Annotated in this window: 15 protein-coding genes; 5 read left to right on the top strand and 10 right to left on the bottom strand. The window is 69.2% G+C overall.

The window, feature by feature from the left end; all coding sequences use genetic code 11:
* The first annotated feature begins 426 nt into the window (after positions 1–426).
* Positions 427–1,470, top strand: a complete 1,044-nt coding sequence (locus tag ACWFR3_RS03645) for a phosphotransferase (RefSeq protein WP_453732887.1) — start codon at positions 427–429, stop codon at positions 1,468–1,470.
* Here the strand turns inward: ACWFR3_RS03645 and ACWFR3_RS03640 are convergent.
* The 9 genes from ACWFR3_RS03640 to ACWFR3_RS03600 form a co-directional block, all read right to left on the bottom strand.
* Complete coding sequence (locus ACWFR3_RS03640) at positions 1,440–2,498, bottom strand: glycosyltransferase (RefSeq protein WP_453732886.1); 1,059 nt, start codon at positions 2,496–2,498, stop codon at positions 1,440–1,442. The two genes, ACWFR3_RS03645 and ACWFR3_RS03640, sit on opposite strands and share 31 nt — an antisense overlap.
* Before the next feature lie 7 nt (positions 2,499–2,505).
* Entirely contained in the window at positions 2,506–3,120 is a 615-nt protein-coding gene (locus tag ACWFR3_RS03635; RefSeq protein WP_453732885.1) for a dTMP kinase, read from the bottom strand.
* Positions 3,117–4,028 (bottom strand): PIG-L family deacetylase, encoded by a 912-nt coding sequence (locus ACWFR3_RS03630; RefSeq protein ID WP_453732884.1) that lies wholly within the window; start codon positions 4,026–4,028, stop codon positions 3,117–3,119. The genes ACWFR3_RS03635 and ACWFR3_RS03630 overlap by 4 nt, the downstream gene beginning before the upstream one ends.
* Before the next feature lie 14 nt (positions 4,029–4,042).
* On the bottom strand, positions 4,043–4,780 hold the full coding sequence (locus ACWFR3_RS03625) for a glycosyltransferase (protein ID WP_453732883.1): 738 nt from the start codon (positions 4,778–4,780) through the stop codon (positions 4,043–4,045).
* Positions 4,777–5,697: a phosphotransferase family protein gene (locus ACWFR3_RS03620; RefSeq protein ID WP_453732882.1), complete on the bottom strand. Its 921-nt coding sequence runs from the start codon at positions 5,695–5,697 to the stop codon at positions 4,777–4,779. Before ACWFR3_RS03620 ends, ACWFR3_RS03625 begins: the two co-directional genes overlap by 4 nt.
* Positions 5,694–6,578 (bottom strand): glycosyltransferase family 8 protein, encoded by an 885-nt coding sequence (locus ACWFR3_RS03615; protein WP_453732881.1) that lies wholly within the window; start codon positions 6,576–6,578, stop codon positions 5,694–5,696. Before ACWFR3_RS03615 ends, ACWFR3_RS03620 begins: the two co-directional genes overlap by 4 nt.
* A 58-nt stretch (positions 6,579–6,636) precedes the next feature.
* Positions 6,637–6,843, bottom strand: a complete 207-nt coding sequence (locus tag ACWFR3_RS03610; protein ID WP_453732880.1) for a hypothetical protein — start codon at positions 6,841–6,843, stop codon at positions 6,637–6,639.
* Between the two features lie 625 nt (positions 6,844–7,468).
* Positions 7,469–8,671 (bottom strand): helix-turn-helix domain-containing protein, encoded by a 1,203-nt coding sequence (locus ACWFR3_RS03605; protein WP_453732879.1) that lies wholly within the window; start codon positions 8,669–8,671, stop codon positions 7,469–7,471.
* 108 nt (positions 8,672–8,779) lie between these two features.
* A complete protein-coding gene (locus ACWFR3_RS03600; protein ID WP_453732878.1) occupies positions 8,780–9,442 on the bottom strand; it encodes an HAD-IA family hydrolase in 663 nt (220 codons plus the stop codon).
* A 659-nt stretch (positions 9,443–10,101) separates the two neighbouring features.
* Between ACWFR3_RS03600 and ACWFR3_RS03595 the strand changes: the two genes are divergently transcribed.
* Entirely contained in the window at positions 10,102–10,821 is a 720-nt protein-coding gene (locus ACWFR3_RS03595) for a 5-formyltetrahydrofolate cyclo-ligase (RefSeq protein WP_453732877.1), read from the top strand.
* A gap of 18 nt (positions 10,822–10,839) precedes the next feature.
* On the opposite strand, the gene ACWFR3_RS03590 is transcribed toward ACWFR3_RS03595, so the two are convergent.
* On the bottom strand, positions 10,840–12,183 hold the full coding sequence (locus tag ACWFR3_RS03590; protein ID WP_453732876.1) for a Gfo/Idh/MocA family protein: 1,344 nt from the start codon (positions 12,181–12,183) through the stop codon (positions 10,840–10,842).
* 440 nt (positions 12,184–12,623) lie between these two features.
* Between ACWFR3_RS03590 and ACWFR3_RS03585 the strand changes: the two genes are divergently transcribed.
* The 3 genes from ACWFR3_RS03585 to ACWFR3_RS03575 are packed head-to-tail and all read left to right on the top strand — an operon-like array spanning position 12,624 to position 15,447.
* Positions 12,624–13,763, top strand: coding sequence for a Gfo/Idh/MocA family protein (locus ACWFR3_RS03585; protein ID WP_453732875.1), 1,140 nt, complete (start codon positions 12,624–12,626; stop codon positions 13,761–13,763).
* Complete coding sequence (locus tag ACWFR3_RS03580; protein ID WP_453732874.1) at positions 13,760–14,686, top strand: DUF6807 domain-containing protein; 927 nt, start codon at positions 13,760–13,762, stop codon at positions 14,684–14,686. The genes ACWFR3_RS03585 and ACWFR3_RS03580 overlap by 4 nt, the downstream gene beginning before the upstream one ends.
* Positions 14,680–15,447 carry a cupin gene (locus ACWFR3_RS03575; protein WP_453732873.1) on the top strand — a complete coding sequence of 256 codons (768 nt, stop codon included), beginning with the start codon at positions 14,680–14,682 and terminating at the stop codon, positions 15,445–15,447. The genes ACWFR3_RS03580 and ACWFR3_RS03575 overlap by 7 nt, the downstream gene beginning before the upstream one ends.
* Positions 15,448–15,461: the final 14 nt, after the last annotated feature.

Here is a 15,461-nt window from a genome sequence, read left to right as displayed (position 1 = left end):
AGGGCACTGGTGGTCATTTTGTGGGAGTGGTTGACCAGACAGTGACTTGAGAGGGCCTTACGTCCATCCGACGGAAGGCTCTCTGGGCAGGTGATTTTCTCTATACCCGCCGGATTCGAACCTGCGACGCCCGTTTGAGGAGTGGGATCGAATCCTTGATCGGGCGTGGTCGTTCATGCTGGGGGTGTTGCCACCCGCCGGCGTCTTTGCCGCAGGCGATGTCGTGAGCCACGCCTGCAGGCAGTCCATCACCGCAGCCGGCAGAGGCGCTTCGGCGGCTTTGGATGCCGAAGCGCTAGCTGTCCGTTCTTACGGCCGACGACCTGCAGGAGCGCCTGACGCTGCGAGAGTGAACCCCAGTGAAGCGCGGCCGGGGGTGCCGTGAATCTCGTGCCGGGGGCGTCGGCCGCCCGTAGCATCTTTCGCGTGACTGATGCGACCGCGAAGGACAGCACTGACATCCCTGGCAGCGTCCTCGCGGAGCTGACCAGCACATTTGGCCTCGGTGAGGTCCGGAAGCAGCGCTACCTCACCGATGGGCTGATGAACGCGAACTGGAAGGTGGACACCGCAACCGGGGTGTTCGCGCTGAAGAGGGTCACCGATGTGTCGCTCGATCGATTGGTGCGCAACCTTGGGGTGCTGGATTCGCTGGCCTTCGATGGAGTCCCGGCCAGTGCTCCCGTCCCCACCGCCTCCGGCTCTCTGGTGGCTGAGGTTGGCGGCGGTGTCTGGTGCCTCTTCCCGTGGGTGGCAGGCAGCCATCTCCGTGGAGTGGACCTCAGCCTGTCTCAGGCCGCTTCCCTTGGGGTGCACCTGGGGCGCCTCCACGAGGCGCTCGATCGTGCCTGCGACAAAGGTTTGCTGCCCGCAGTGCCGGAGACGGTGCCTGCCGACCTGACGACGCCAGAGCGGGCAGTGGAAGAGGCCGAGCGGTTGTCCGGAGCGGTTGGAAACGAGGGCGCCGGCACTGCCTTCGATATGGTGGCGATGGCCGCCCTGGAGCAGCGACGTGTGCTGATTGGCAAGCACGCCGATCGGCGGCCACGGAACGAGGGGCCTGCGGGCAGGCATGGGTGGACGCACGGTGACGTCCAGTACCGGAATCTGTTGTGGGTGGGCGGAGATCTGGCCGCCATCCTCGACTGGGACCGGGTCGGCGTCCGACCGTACGCCGATGAGGTCGTGCGGACGGCCCAGGTGCAGTTCGGTGTGGACGGCGTGTTCGACCTAGGGCGGGTGTCGGCATTCGTCGGTGGCTACCGGTCGGTGATGCCGCTGGAAGCGTCGGCGCTGGCTGACGGTATGCGTCGGCTGTGGTGGAAGCGGATGACGGACTTCTGGCAGTTGGAGTTCCACTACGACCGCGGTGACTTCTCGTTCGACGATCTCTTCACGGCGGACGAGGCGTTGCTGCACTGGTGGACGCAGCGGCTCGATCAGGTCGAGGACGCGTTCGCCGCGGGGTAAATCCCGAGGGCTGCTAGCTCTGGCAGCCTGGGGCGGGTGTGGCATGCCGAGTGGCCTTGGGCTTGTTGGCCGAGGGCGTGATGTTCGGCGGCGTTGATGGCGTTCGCCCAATCCTGTGGTCCCGCAGTGCGAGGCAGGACGATTCCGTGTGGGCCGATGGCCTCCGCGATGCCGCCTCTGTCGCTGCCGATGCTGGGGGTGCCGTGAAGCGCGGCTTCGACGATCACCCGGGGGAACGCGTCCTCCACCGTGGACGGCACAAGTAGCAGGCGATGGCTTCGGTAGAGAGTGTCCATGTCGTAGGTGCGGGGGACATAGGTCACGTTCGGGTAGGCAGCGAATTCGTCGGCGTTGTTCCACCAGCCTTCGACCAGCGTGAAGTGCTGTTCGGGCATCATGCGGATGACATCGTGCAGGAGGCCCGCACCCTTCGCCGGGATCGGGTTGACCATCAGCACCGACTTGCTCCGCTGCACGGTCGCACCCTGCGAGGGCTGCACGAACGGCGGGTGGAAGACGGCGAGACGCGTGCCCGGGTGGTGGCGTGCTCGGCTGAGTACGAACTTCGAGACGGCCAGGCCGTATTGAGGGCGTCCGGCCAGGACTCCGAGGCCGGTCTTCGATACGGAGTGCAGGATGCCTACGACGAGTGCAGAAGGCCGGGCCCGTTCGGCTAGGTCGGCCGCGCCCTCTTGAGAGGTGAACACGACGTCGGGGTGCAGGCCGGCCAGCAGCTCGTGCAGGGCGGTGCCGATCTGATGCTGTTGTGCGGCGATGCAGTCCACTCCGTTCCAGCGGTAGCGGAGTACCCCCTCGGCCTCCTCGTATGGGGTCTGACGTGCGTCGAGCAGGCTTCGTAGCTGAGGGAGTTGTGTGGTCTGGTTCCATGGGGCCTGGTGGGAGCCCAGGTAGACGACCTGCCAGCCGGCGACCGCGAGTTCCTCGGCCAGGAGTTGCTGCGTGACTTCGGCGCCTCCGATGAGGAGTGGTGGGGGTGTGCGGCGCCAGGCGAAGAGGGCACTGGGCATGGGCGGGTCACCTGGTCCAGAACGAGACGAGGGCTTCCACTGCCTGGGCGATGCCGTCTTGGCTGGTGTCGGCAGGGATCACAGTGACCTCTTGGGAAACGGGAGGCTGCGCGCGGGCGAGGAAGTAGTCGCGGGTGTGCGTGAGGAAGGTGGCCTCATGCAGGAAGTAGTCGGGCTCGGTGGCCGTGTGCCCTGCGGTTTTGCGGCGTAGGCCGAGCACCTCGGCGGGCACGTCGAGGTAGAGCGTGTGATCGGGGCGCAGGTGGGGGAGCACCTGGAGCCGGTCGCGTAGCTGGTGCTGGACGGCGTAGCCGAACAGGGCGTCGACGGCGTGTGCGTGAGCGAGGAGGGTGTCCACAGAGCGGTCGAGGATCACTACGGGCTTCGCGGCTGCGAGTGCCGTGTGGACGCGGGCCTCCTCGACGGCCATGAACGTCTCGAAGGCGGCGACCTGTTCGGCGGCGGACGCTGTGCGTGCCGGAGGTACGGCGTCCCGACGGCCGATCTGCCTGACGTAGCAGCCCGCGATGTAGGCCCGCTTCCCGTAGCCGATCCTGCGCAAGTGACGTACTGCCGTCGTCTTCCCGGCGTATGAAGGCCCTTCTATCGCGATGACCTTCACAGCGACTCCGTCCGGTAGAAGCGCTCCGCGTACGTGCCGGAACTGTCCGAGAGATCGGCGGCGGTCCAGGCGTGGCGGATCGGCCGGTACATCTTCCGGGACGGGTACATCTGCGAGCCGTGCATCCGCAGGACGGTGCACTTGTCGAGGACCACCGAGGTGATGTCGACCAGTGAAGGCACGAGCGCGACCCGCGTTCGGGAGCGGAAGAGATGCTGGTCGCAGCCCGCGAGAGCGTAGGTGGACCAGAACGCCAGGTCCTCCCAGAACCACCGGCATCCCAGGCGGACCGCGGCGTCGTGCACCAACAGGTGGTCGGGGTGGCGGGTGACAGCGGCGGGGGCCAGGAGTTCGGCGTCCGGGTGGGCGGCGACGATCGCGCGGAGTTCCTCCGTGATCTGGTTGAGGCGGCCTTCGTCGTAGGGGCGGTAGGGAGGTTCCGCGTCCTTGTGGCCGAGGGCGAGGCGGGTCGCGGCGAGGGGTGCCAGGGCGGCGGCACCTTCCCGATCGCGCAGGTGCGAGACCGCCGATTCGGTGCTGTAGGCGTCTTCCAACGACGGGTGGACGCTGTTGGAGCGAGTGAAGACCGTGGCCACGGTGAGCGGGCGAGGGTGCACGAGGAAGGTCCCAGAGGCCGACAGCGCGAAGTCGTCGTGGTGCGGTTCGAGCGCGAGGACGGGGCGGCCGGTCGGGCGCCGCAGCTCGATGAAGTGGGGTCGGCCGCTGTGCGGGGCCATCAGCTGGAGGACCTGGTGGTCGTGTGCGCGGTGGCGGGTGAGGAGCTGGTGGGTCCACTTGTGGTGGGCGTGGTCGAGGTCGTCGGGGAACGTATAGATCCCCATCGCGTCCGGTACCGGCATGGGAACCGACGGTGCGGACGTGTTGGTGAGGGCGGTCGTGCCGTTCATCTGGGGCTCCTGACTCATCGGACGGTGGTCTCGTACCAGTGGCGCCACATGCGCGGGGAGCTGAGCCGCAGGCGAGCGGTGACCGGGTTCTGCCACCACAGCATCCGGAGGCTCGACCACTGGTCGTAGCGGCGGGTGGAGGGGCGTACTCGCAGGTCGTCCAGAATCTTGACAGGTGCGGCGGTGATACGGCCGTGGACGGTCAGGCGGGCAAAGAGGTCGACGTCCTCGCTCATGAGCAGGTCCTCGCGGTATCCGCCGATCGTCTTGAACGCGGCGGCGGTAGCGAACTGAGCGACTCCCTGCGCGCCGCCATGTCGGGCGCGGTAGTGGTCCCAGTACGCGCACAACAGTCGCGCCCCGAGTCGGTCCGGCGTGTAGAGGGGCGGGATCGCTCCGCCTACGGCTCCTGCGTCCAGCGCGGTGGCTGCCGCGCTGATCGCTTCGGCGGGCAGGGCGACATCGGCGTCTGTGAAGAACAGCCGGGGACTACGCGCAGCGCTCGCGCCGGCGTTGCGTACCCGGCCGATGCTGCGGACCGACTCGCTGACCACACGGATCCCGAACGCGGCGGCCACGTCAGCGGTGGCATCGGTGGAGGCGTTGTCGACCACGATGACTTCGCCCTGCTCACCGCTCGCGGCCTCCCAGTGCGCGAGGGAAGTCAGGACGGTGGGGAGATAGCGGGGCAGGTAGGCAGCTTCGTTGTGCGCGGGGATGACTACCGTCAGGCCGGGGGCGGGGTTGGTCATTGGGCTCTCCTTCTCGCGTGAGGTGCATGGGAGTGCTCCGTGTGGGGCCGGAAGAGGTGTGGTGTCCGACGCGACAGCTCGGCCAACCGGTTGGACCAGGCGGTCCGATTGTTGCCAGGGCCGGCATGGGTCCAGCAGCTCACCGTGAGGAACGCCGACCATGCCGCGAGGTGGGTGTCGTTCACAGCGTGCGGATAGGCACAGAGGAGGGTGTGCCGGTCCCATTGCGAGTGGGCGCCCGTCATGATGAGGGCGTGTGCCACGTCCGCTTCCCGGCGTCCGGGTGCGGCGTCGGTGAAGTCGACCAGGTGACAGGATTGCCGGGTCCCGGAGAGGACCACGTTGTCGAGGTGGGGGTCGCCGTGGCACCACACGACGGACGCCTCGTCGAGGGGTTCGGTGACGATGGCGAGGGCGGGTGCGAGCCGGTCCAGTACGTCGAACGGGCAGCGTCGACTGAGGGAGGCAACTGTTTCGATCACGGGACGCCAAGGAGAGCTGGTGGAAACCGGTGCCTCGTGCATGCGGCCGAGGAGCGTGCCGAGGTCCCTGAGCGCCTGGAGGCGCGGGACGCTGCCCGAGCGCACGGCGGAGCCGAGGGTGCCAGGGCCCAGGTCGGAAGTGACCAGAGCGGTGGCGCCGGCACTGGAGGTGGTGCCGTAGCCGAGTACCTCCGGTACGGGCACGGCGGCCGAGACCGCACACATCGCTGCGGCTTCGCTGAGGGCGTTCCGGCGTGCGGTGTGGGAGTAGAGCTTCACGATCACGGTCGAGCCGGCGAGGAGGGCGACTCGGTAGACGGCGGTACGCGAGCCGGTTGCCAGGCGCTCGGCGGCCTTGGCGGGGCTTCCCAGCAGCAGGTTGCAGGCGCGCGAGACCATCGGCAGCCCGGCCGGGGCGAGGGGTGAGGTGGTCATCGGAGCTCCGGTTGCTCGGGGGCGAAGCCCAGGGCACGGACGTGGCGTATGGTGCGGCGCAGGTGGGTGCGGTACTCCCGGACTTCCTCGGTGCGGGGGCAGTCGGTCTGCCAAGGCTTCTCGGGACCCACGAAGTGGACGAGGGGTGCGGAGGCGTCGGGGAGCGGAGAGCGGGCGACAACGCGTCGGGCCCAGTTGCCGCGTTCGAGGAACCGGCCGAGTTCGAAGCGGTTGTATCCGGGGCCGACCGGGCGAACGCGGCCGGTGTGGAGGAACCAGAGGTTCAGGGCGTCCTGGTCGTTGTGATGGATGTGCCGGCGCAGCCGGACCAGTGCATGGCCGACTCCGCGACGTACCCGTGGTAGGTCGGCGACATGTGCCCACAGCACTCCGGCGTTGTAGTACGGCCTGCCCTTCAAATGAGGCCAGCGTTCTGCGGCACCCGGCAAGGCGTGGCTGTCACCCACGGACGGGCCGAACTCGTCCCGTACCGCGCCCACGTCCCCCAGGCGCAAGTCGTTCAGCGGTGCGCTCAGTTCGCCTCGCACGAGAGTGTCGGCGTCGAGGTAGATCAGATACGGGCGTCGGACGAACGCGGCGGTGAACTCGAACCGCAGGTAGGTGGCGACGCTGATGTAGGAGGAGTCCGCCATCCGCGCGGTACGCAGCGTGGAGCGGTGGGCCAGGTCGAACGAGCCGAAGCCGACGCGTCGCGCCAGGTGCGAGAGGAGCACGGCCTCGGACGGAGTCAGGTCGAGGGTGAGGACGCGCAGCGCCACGTCCCGACGGGCTCGGAGCGTGAGGCTGTCTGCGAGGGCGGTGATGGAGGCCAGGCCCGGGACGAGGTAGCGCTGGTCGAGACATAAGCCAAATGCGTACACAGCGGATTCGCCTTCCAGAGGCAGGGGTGGGGATGTCTGTGTGTGTGGGGGGCGCTTACTACTCGTCCCGCTGACGAGCGAACCGGGGCGTGCGGGTCTCCTGCACGTGGAGGGAGTCGGGGGCGTCGGTCTCCCACTGGTGCGCCGTACCGCCCGACGGTCGTCGCAGGACCCCGGTCCTCCCCTGCTTGACGTCAGTCATGATCGCCTGCTGTCCGGTGCCGTCTTGGACGAGATCGCCGATCTCCTCACGTACGCGGCTCATTGGACGTTTCCGGGGATGAGCTGCCCCCACGGCGTCCAGCCGGCCGCCGCCTTGAAGAGGATCCGGCGGCGGGTGTGCTGGTCGGGTGTGTGGCCGGAGGGGGCTGTTCGTCGCCTCGGCCAGGAATCCGCTACGGTCGCGGATGAGGACGCCGAGCGCGGCGAACTGGGCGTCGTCGGCGACGTGTGTGGCTCCGGCGACGACGATGCCGCGGACCAGTCCGGACGACAGGGCCCCCGTGATGGCGGACCAGCCCAACCGGGTGTCCAGGGGCGCGGTGGGGCCGTTGTCGGACCAGACACCGGCGACGTGCCGTGGCGGGCGTCGGAGTAGTGGCAAGCGCGACGCTCGGCCTCGCGTACTGCAGGGGGCTCGACAGCGCAGTAGTAGACGGCGACGGGAACGTGTCCGAGGCCGCCGGACGAGGAGTTCGGCATGCTCCAAGCGTGCTGGGACGGCCCTTTGGCCAACAGGCACGGTCCGTGGCTACGGCGGAGGTTGGGAATAATCCGGACTGTCACACCCCGTATCCGTAGAGCCCGCAAGCCGGGTTCGGACTGCCACGGAGCGTGGCAGGCGGCAAACTTCTGACCGCCGAACTACCACGGGTCGTGGTAATGGGCGGTCAGCGCACGCCCAAAGGAACGCCGGCTGCGTGCGCGAGTCCGCGAAGTCGGCCCACGGACACACCTGCCAGCCGCGAGATGATAACGCCTGGCAGCATCTGGTGCCGAACCCATCCCGGTGCCATGGTGCAGACCTCCTCCAGGGTGTCAGCAGCCCGGTCCCACCGGCGGCACTCCACGTGGGTCAGGGCGACGTCGAGTCCGTAGCGAGCTCGGGTCGCGAGCGGCACCGTTTCGTCCAGTCGAACGGTGTCCATGAGCCGCAGCGCCCCCGCCGTATCGCCCAAGGCGACGGCGATGCTCATGGCCTGAGTGGCGGCGTACAGCGGTCCGTACGGCTGGGCATGGCCGCCGCGCGCGTACTCGCTGCCGAGGCGGGCGCCGACAGCGTGGGCCTGGGACAGGTACTCGCGTGCCGTGTCGGCGGAAGCCCCTCCCCGTGACGCGGCCACGGCTGCATTGGTGACGAGCTGCCCGTACACCGACAGGCGGTCGGGGCCGTGCTCGGACATCCTGGGCTCGATCCGATCTGCCCGCGCGGCGGCGAGCGCGAAGCCCTGCGCCGTACGGCCGTCACGGAGGTTCACCCAGGCAGTCGTGGCGGCGAGGTGTGCCTCGCGCAGGTCGTCCCCGGCCTGGACGGCGATCTGGCGCCCGTAGGTGAGGGCGGCGTAGGCGAGGTCCCGCGATCCCCAGACGTTCGCGGCCATGCCCGCAGTCTGGAAGACGTCGGCCAGCAGACCGGCCGCGGCTTCTCTCTCATCGGTGCCGGCGGCGTCGTACCGGGCACGGGCCTCCGGCAGCAGGGCCGCCAGCAGGGTGCCGAGTTCGGTGTACCGGCCGGCCCAGTAGGCGGTGTCCGCGTGCTGGACGACGGCACGCAGCTCGGTGACGGTGCCAGGCTCAGTGTCGGCGGGGATGCCGATCGCGGCGTCGTGCGTGGCAGCCGAGAGGGTTCGCAAGGCCGCCCGCTCGTCACGATTCATCGAGCGGCGAGGGGCCTGCTGCCCGAGGAGTACGGCGATGTCGGTGCCGAGCGTGGAAGCGATGGCCAGCAGGGAGGGAAGAGAAGCGGTGCCGCCACGTTCCAGCTTCCGCACGACACCGACCGATACCTCGGCGGCCTCGGCCAGTTGCTCTTGCGTCATCCCGCTGCGGAGGGTCTTGAGGCGTTCAGCGGTGGTGTATTCCGACCATTGCATGGCAGTAACTCCCCGGGCCGTTCAAGCCAGGCTTGGACCGTACCCACTTCGCCACGGGCGCGTGCACTCATTGGACGAGGGCGAGTTGGCGGGCTGGCTGGATAGCGCCTACACGGGGAGGACTGCGTTTACCCCGAGAAGGCGCTCCAGCTCGTCGACTGTCTCGTTCTCAGTTGTCGCGAGGACGGTGGTGATGCCGAGGGCCTCGGCAGGCGGAAGGTTGACCGGGTGGTCGTCGACGAAAATGCAGGCCGGCCCCGGCAGACCGAGGCGGTCCAGGGTGAGCTGGTAGATCGCCGGGTCGGGCTTCGCGAGACCGGCGACTTCCGAAACCACGTGGACGTCGAACAGCTCCCAAATACCCGCATGTGCGTAAGGGTTGAACGGCTCCAGTCCGAAGCTGTTCGACAGGAGCGCCAGCCGATATCCGGCATCCTTGGCGGCGCGGGCGAGCGCGGCCATGCGTCGAGCCGGCGGCACGTTGGCCCAGGCGCGTCCCATCAGGTTCTCCGGGGGGACGTGCGCGCCGAGCAGGGCGGCAGTCCCCTCGTTCCACTCGGCCTGGCCGATTTGGCCGATCTCCAGGGCGGTGTACAGCCGCCGTCCCTCGGGATGGTCGTTCAGGGTCGCCCGCCATGCTCCCGCGAGGAGCCCTTCGGACTCGCACCAGGCGTGGTGCACGGGGCGGGGGTCCCCGGTCAGCACCCCGGCGAAGTCCAGGATGAGCCCGCGCGGGGCGTCGTGATGGGCGGTGTCCTTGGGCTGCGGCATGCTGCGGGGTTCCTCTCCGTCGACCTCAACGACGACGCTACCGCGAGGTGTTCCGCTCCTTCATCGCCGTGCACCGTGTGGGCCGTGCCGACGACGCCGTCACCGTCTTGCTGTTCGCAATAGACGTAAAGGCACTGAAATGGGCAGATATTTGCTGTGCAAGCTTCTGCAAGTTCATGGATTGCGATCGTGGAGTCTCTCTAGCGTTCGTCCCGCGGGGCAACCCCATCGGAGGTGCGCCAGGCGGCGTCGGTAACGCCGGGAGTGCAGATGGAGCGGGGCTAGTGCGCGTGTACCTGCGTCCGCCGGGTGGCGGCAAGGAGTGGGAGGCGGAGCACGGCAGCGTGCGGAAGGCCGACCGGCACGAGGAACTTCAGGCGAAGGTAGCCATGGTCAATGCAGAAAGCAGGCGGCCCCGGTGAGTACCCCGGCGCCCGCGCCTGTCGACTGGCGCACGTTGAACGGTGACCAGCTGAAGGGCTGGGCATGCGCCCTGTGCGGCGCCCGGTTGTACGCAGACCGGCCGATCGGCAAAGTGACCATCCATTTCAGGGGCAGGGAACCCGAAGACGTCGAATTGTGGGCCTGCGCGCCTGAGTGCAAGGGCGTCGCTTCCCGATCGACCAGTGGTGCTTCAGATAGGACAGGCGGGGCGTGACGTGACAGGCATCGACCAGGCCAAGCAGGCCGTCCGCGAGCGGGTGTGGCGACGACTCATTGACGGCGGCGGCGCACCGGCTGACTCGTACGGGAAGATCCCCGGCTTCTACGGAACCGAGGGAACGGCCGATCAACTGGCCGGTCTGGAGGAATGGCAGCGAGCCACGACCGTCAAGGCGAACCCCGACTGGGCACAGCTTCCTGTCCGCGTCCGCGCCCTGAAGGACGGCAAGCGCGTTTACATGGCCGTACCGAGGATGGCGAGCGCCGAGCCCTTCTACTTGCTCGACCCCAAGACGCTCGGCATCTCGCCTGAAGAGGCCGCCGAGAAGAAGGGCGCGGCCCGCGTCGCCCGGCGCGTCGGGGTGGACGACGTTGCACCGATCGACATCGTCATCTGCGGCAGCGTGGCCGTGAACCGCTCTGGTGCCCGCATCGGCAAGGGTGCCGGGTACTCCGACCTTGAAGTTGCGCTTCTTATCGAGGCTGGCCTGGTCACCGAGAAGACCGTGATCGTGGCGCCGGTGCATCAGCTCCAGGTCATCGAGGGCGACATCCCCGAGACGGATCACGACTTCTCGGTGGACTACATCGTCACGCCGGACACGGTGATTCCCTGCCCTGACCGCCGACGGCCGTCCGGCTTGGTGTGGGGCGACCTCACGGCTGCGAAGATCGCGGCGATCCCAGTGCTGGCGCAGCGGAGAGCTGCGCAGTAAGCACAGCCCTCCCTCAGCTCACCGCTCCATCAGACTCCGCGCATCCACCGGAAACCCCGTAGCGAACGAGCGGTTCGCGGCGAGGCCCGTCGCCAGGGAGAGGGCTCCGTCGTCGGCGTTCGCCGCGCGGCCCAGGGGATCCGCCTCGCCCGGCGTCCGCTCGCCGAAGAGATCGGCCAGCATGCGTACGTCCCCGCCCCCGTGCCCGCCCTCGCCCGTGGGCACCTTCACCTCCCGTGGCTCCTCCCAGAAGCGGCGCACCAGGAGTTGGGTACGGCCCGCCTCGTCGCCGATCGCCGCACCGTGCATCACGGCGCTCGCACCGTCGCTCCGTACATCGGGGCGCGTCCAGGTGGACTCCTCCACGAGGAGTTCGATGCGGCCCTCGCTTCCGTTGCAGGCGATCCGGTAGCCCTCCCAGGGTGCGTATGCGGTGAGGTGGTAGGTCAGGGTCGCGCCGGAGGAATAGCAGACGAGGACCGCCATGTCGTCCTCGATGCTCACGCCGGGGCCGAACACGTTCTGGTCGCGGTGGTAGCCGTCCTCGGCCTCCGCGTCCAGGTACAGGGCGCTGAGTACGGAGGAGTCGGCCAGGCGGATCGCGAAAGGATCGCCCTCGGCTGCGGGGGAGTTGTGGGCGCGGGTGTAGTCGCGGGCCAGGCCGCGACGGGTGCCCGCCTCCTCGCCGTAGAAGAAGAGTCCGCCCTGTGCGTAGACGGTCTCGGGCTGTGCGCCCAGCCACCAGTTGACCAGGTCGAAATGGTGGGTGGCCTTGTGGACCATCAGGCCGCCGGAGTTGGCCTTGTCGCGGTGCCAGCGGCGGAAATAGTCCGCGCCGTGCCTCAGGTCCAGCAGCCACTCGAAATGGACTGAGCCGACCTCGCCGATCTCGCCGCCCGCGATGAGGTCGCGTACGGCGGAGTGCACCGGGTTGTAGCGGTAGTTGAAGGCGACCCTCACCTCGCGGCCCGTGCGGCGCTTGGCGTCGAGGATGCGGCGGGCGCGCTCGGCGGTCGTGGTCATCGGCTTCTCGGTGACCACGTCACAGCCCGCTTCGAGCGCGCGCACGATGTAGTGGTCGTGCAGGTGATCGACAGTGCAGACCACGACGAGGTCTATGCGCTCGCGGCTCAGCATCTCCTCGAAGTCGTCGGCTGAGTAGGCGGGGATGGGTGGTAGGCCGGGGCGGGTGGGGGCCAGCCAGGCGTTGTGGACGGCCATGCGGTGCGCGTTGACATCGCAGAAGGCGGCCAGGTCGATCCGGTCCGCGTAGGGGCCGGCGAGCGCCTCGGTGAAGAGCTGGGCGCGGGCGCCGAGTCCCACCACGGCACAGCGGCGACGGTGCGCGGTATCGGGAGGCATGGGGGATTCCCTTCGGGCAGAGGGGGGAGGGAGGTGCAGAGGGAGGGTGCGGGCGTTCGGACGGGGCTTTGCGGGGAGGTGGTGAACGCGCGGCGACGTTCGCGAGTGCGCCCGGACCGGGCCTCGCGGGCGCCTCGAGTCGCTGGCCATTGGCGGCCCCGCGGGTGCGGAGCAGGCGGGTATGCCTGCAGGCATTGCAGGAAAGTCCCACCGCGATGCCGGTATTGCCGTACCTGGCTGCGATTTTTCTGCAATCCGCCGACCGATCCGGCGTACCCGGACCAGACCAGGACGCCCCCGCGGGTGCGCCCGGACCGGACCGTGACGTCCACATGTTGAGTCGTTTCAGTTTTCGGCTCCGAGGTCTTGTCCTGACATTCCCGCGGTGCCTAGGGTCGGCCCCAGTGCAAGCGCTTTCTAAGCTCGTTCGAGGAGACCGTATGTCCTCCACCCCCACGCGTCTACGGGCCACCCCCACCCGTCTACGGGCCGCGGTCGTCGGCACCGGCGGCATCGTGACCGGCAGTCATCTGCCCGCGCTGCGGGCCCACTCCGACCGGATCGAGCTGAGAGCCGCCGTCGACGTCGACCCCGCCCGGCTCGACGCCTTCCGTACGGAGGCCGGGGCGCTGGGCATGAATGTTGAGGGCTACGGCGACTTCGACGCCATGCTCGACGAGGTCCGTCCCGACCTGGTCCTGATCGGCACCCCGCCCTCGCTGCACCGCGCACAGACCGTGGCCGCCCTCAAGGCCGGCGCGTGGGTGCTGTGCGAGAAGCCGCTGTGTCTCTCGCTCGCCGAGTACGACGAGATCGCCGCCGCCGAGGAGGCCTCGGGCACGTACGCCTCCGTCGTCTTCCAGCACCGCTACGGCTCCGGCGCCGTCCATGCCCGCGAACTGCTCGCGAGCGGCGAGCTCGGCGCGCCCCGCGTCGCGCACTGCCAGACCACCTGGCACCGCGACAGCGCCTACTACGCGGTGCCCTGGCGCGGTCGGTGGGAGAGCGAGGGCGGCGGGCCCACCATGGGGCACGGCATTCATCAGTTCGACCTGCTGCTGCATCTGCTCGGCGACTGGACCGAGGTGCGCGCCATGGCGGCACGCCTCGTCCACGACACCGAGAGCGAGGACGTCTCGACCGCCCTCGTGCGCTTCGAGAACGGCGCGCTCGCCACCGTCGTCAACAGCGTCCTGTCCCCGGACGAGGTCAGCCGCATACGCATCGACTGCGCCGACGCCACCGTCGAACTCACCCACCTCTACGGGCACTCCAACGCCGACTGGACCTACACCCCCGCCCCGCACGTCGACGCCGGACGGGCGGATGCCTGGCGCAGCCCCGCCGACGACGTGCCCAGCTCCCACGCCGCCCAGCTCGGCACCCTCCTCGACGCCTACGAGCAGGGCATACGGCCGCCGGGCAGCGGCTCCGACGCCCGGCGCACTCTCGAATTCGCCGCCGCGCTCTACAAGTCGGCGTTCACCGGAAAGCCGGTGCACGCGGGCGAGATCGCCGCAGGCGACCCCTACTACCCGGCCATGCACGGCAGCCACCCCGACTGGAGCCCCGCACGATGACGATCCAGGTCACCCACACCCACGGCGAGCGCATCACGGTCCGCTCGGGCGGCGGCGTCGAGCTGATGAGCTACGTATACGCCCCGGACCCCGACCCCTTCGAAGCCCGCAAGCCCTACATCCACCCCCTGCGCACCCTGGCCGGCAACCAGGTCTCGGGATACCGGCCCAACGACCACCGCTGGCACAAGGGCCTGCAGATGACCGCCAGCCATTTGTCGGGGCAGAACTTCTGGGGCGGCAACTGCTATGTCCACGGCGAGGGTTACCTGCGCCTGCCGGAGCGGGTCGGCTCCATGCGCCACGACGGCTTCCCCGCCCTGGACGTGGGGGAGGACCGCTTCCACCTCACCGAAGAGCTGACCTGGATCGAGAACGGCGGTCAGAAGTGGGCCAGGGAAGAGCGTGACATCACCGTCCACTCGGTCGACGAGGAGGCCGGGTCCTGGGCCCTTGACTGGTCGATCCGACTGACCAACATCCGTGACGAACCCCTGCGCTTCGGCTCGCCGACCACCGCGGGCCGCGACATGGCCGGCTACACGGGCCTGCAGTGGCGTGGACCGCGCGACTTCACCGGCGGCACCGCCTTCGGTCCCGACGACGAGAAGGACGCCGCCCAGCTGATGGGCACCCAGAGTCCCTGGCTCGCCTTCACCGCCGAGCACGACGACGTCGACTCGCACTCCACGCTCGTCTTCGCGCACGCCCCCGAGAATCTGGAGGAAGGGACCGCCATCCATGACTCGCACTGGTTCGTGCGGTCCGAACCCATCCCCACCGTCGCTTTCTCCTGGGCCTTCTTCGACGAGTTCGCGCTGCCGCCCGGCGCATCCTTCACCTACCGCTACCGCATCGTCGTCGCCGACGGGGCCTGGGACCACGACCGCGTCGCCACCCACCTGAAGGGACTGTCATGGTGAGCCTTCCCCACTCGCTGCCGAGCCTTCCGCACCCGCTGCCCGGCGCCATCGGCCTCTCGCACCTGAGCGCCTACGACTGGGAGGCCGCCGACGGCGTCTGCGGCGGCAGCCCGCATCTGCACCTGGTGTGCACCGAGGCGTACGTCGTCACCGGGGGGCGCGGCGCCGTCCAGACGCTCAGCCCCGACGGCTACCGCGAGGTCCCCCTGGAGGCGGGCTCCGTCGCGTGGTTCACGCCCGGCACCGTGCACCGGATGGTGCAGGGCGGCGATCTGCGGATCACGGTCCTGATGCAGAACAGCGGCCTGCCCGAGGCCGGCGACGCCGTCTTCACCTTCCCGCCCGACGTGCTCGCCGACCCCGAGCGGTACGCCGCCGCGGCCAAGCTCCCCGCGAAGGAAGGCCCCGAGGCGGAAGCCGCCGCCCGCAAACGCCGTGACCTGGCCGTGGAGGGATACCTGCCGCTGCGCGAGGCGCTTGCGGCCGGGGACAACGGCCCCTATCTGGAGTTCCAGCAGGCGGCGGCCCGGCTCGTGCGGGACAAGGTCCCCACCTGGCGCGAGCTGTGGCGGGCCGGGGCTCTTGCCACCGCCGAACGCACCGGCGCGCAGCTCGACGCCCTCGCGTCCGGCAGCCCCGACTACCTCGCGGGATCGGGCTCGTACGACAGTCGGCCATCGCGTCGTGGCGGCTACGGCATGTGCGGGCGCCGCGACGAGTACGAGCTGCCGGGCACCACGCTGCCGTACCACGGCGAGTAACCGCACCGGCCCGC

It is taken from the genome of Streptomyces sp. NPDC055189, assembly GCF_053606765.1.
This window is presented reverse-complemented; position numbering and strand designations above follow the sequence as displayed.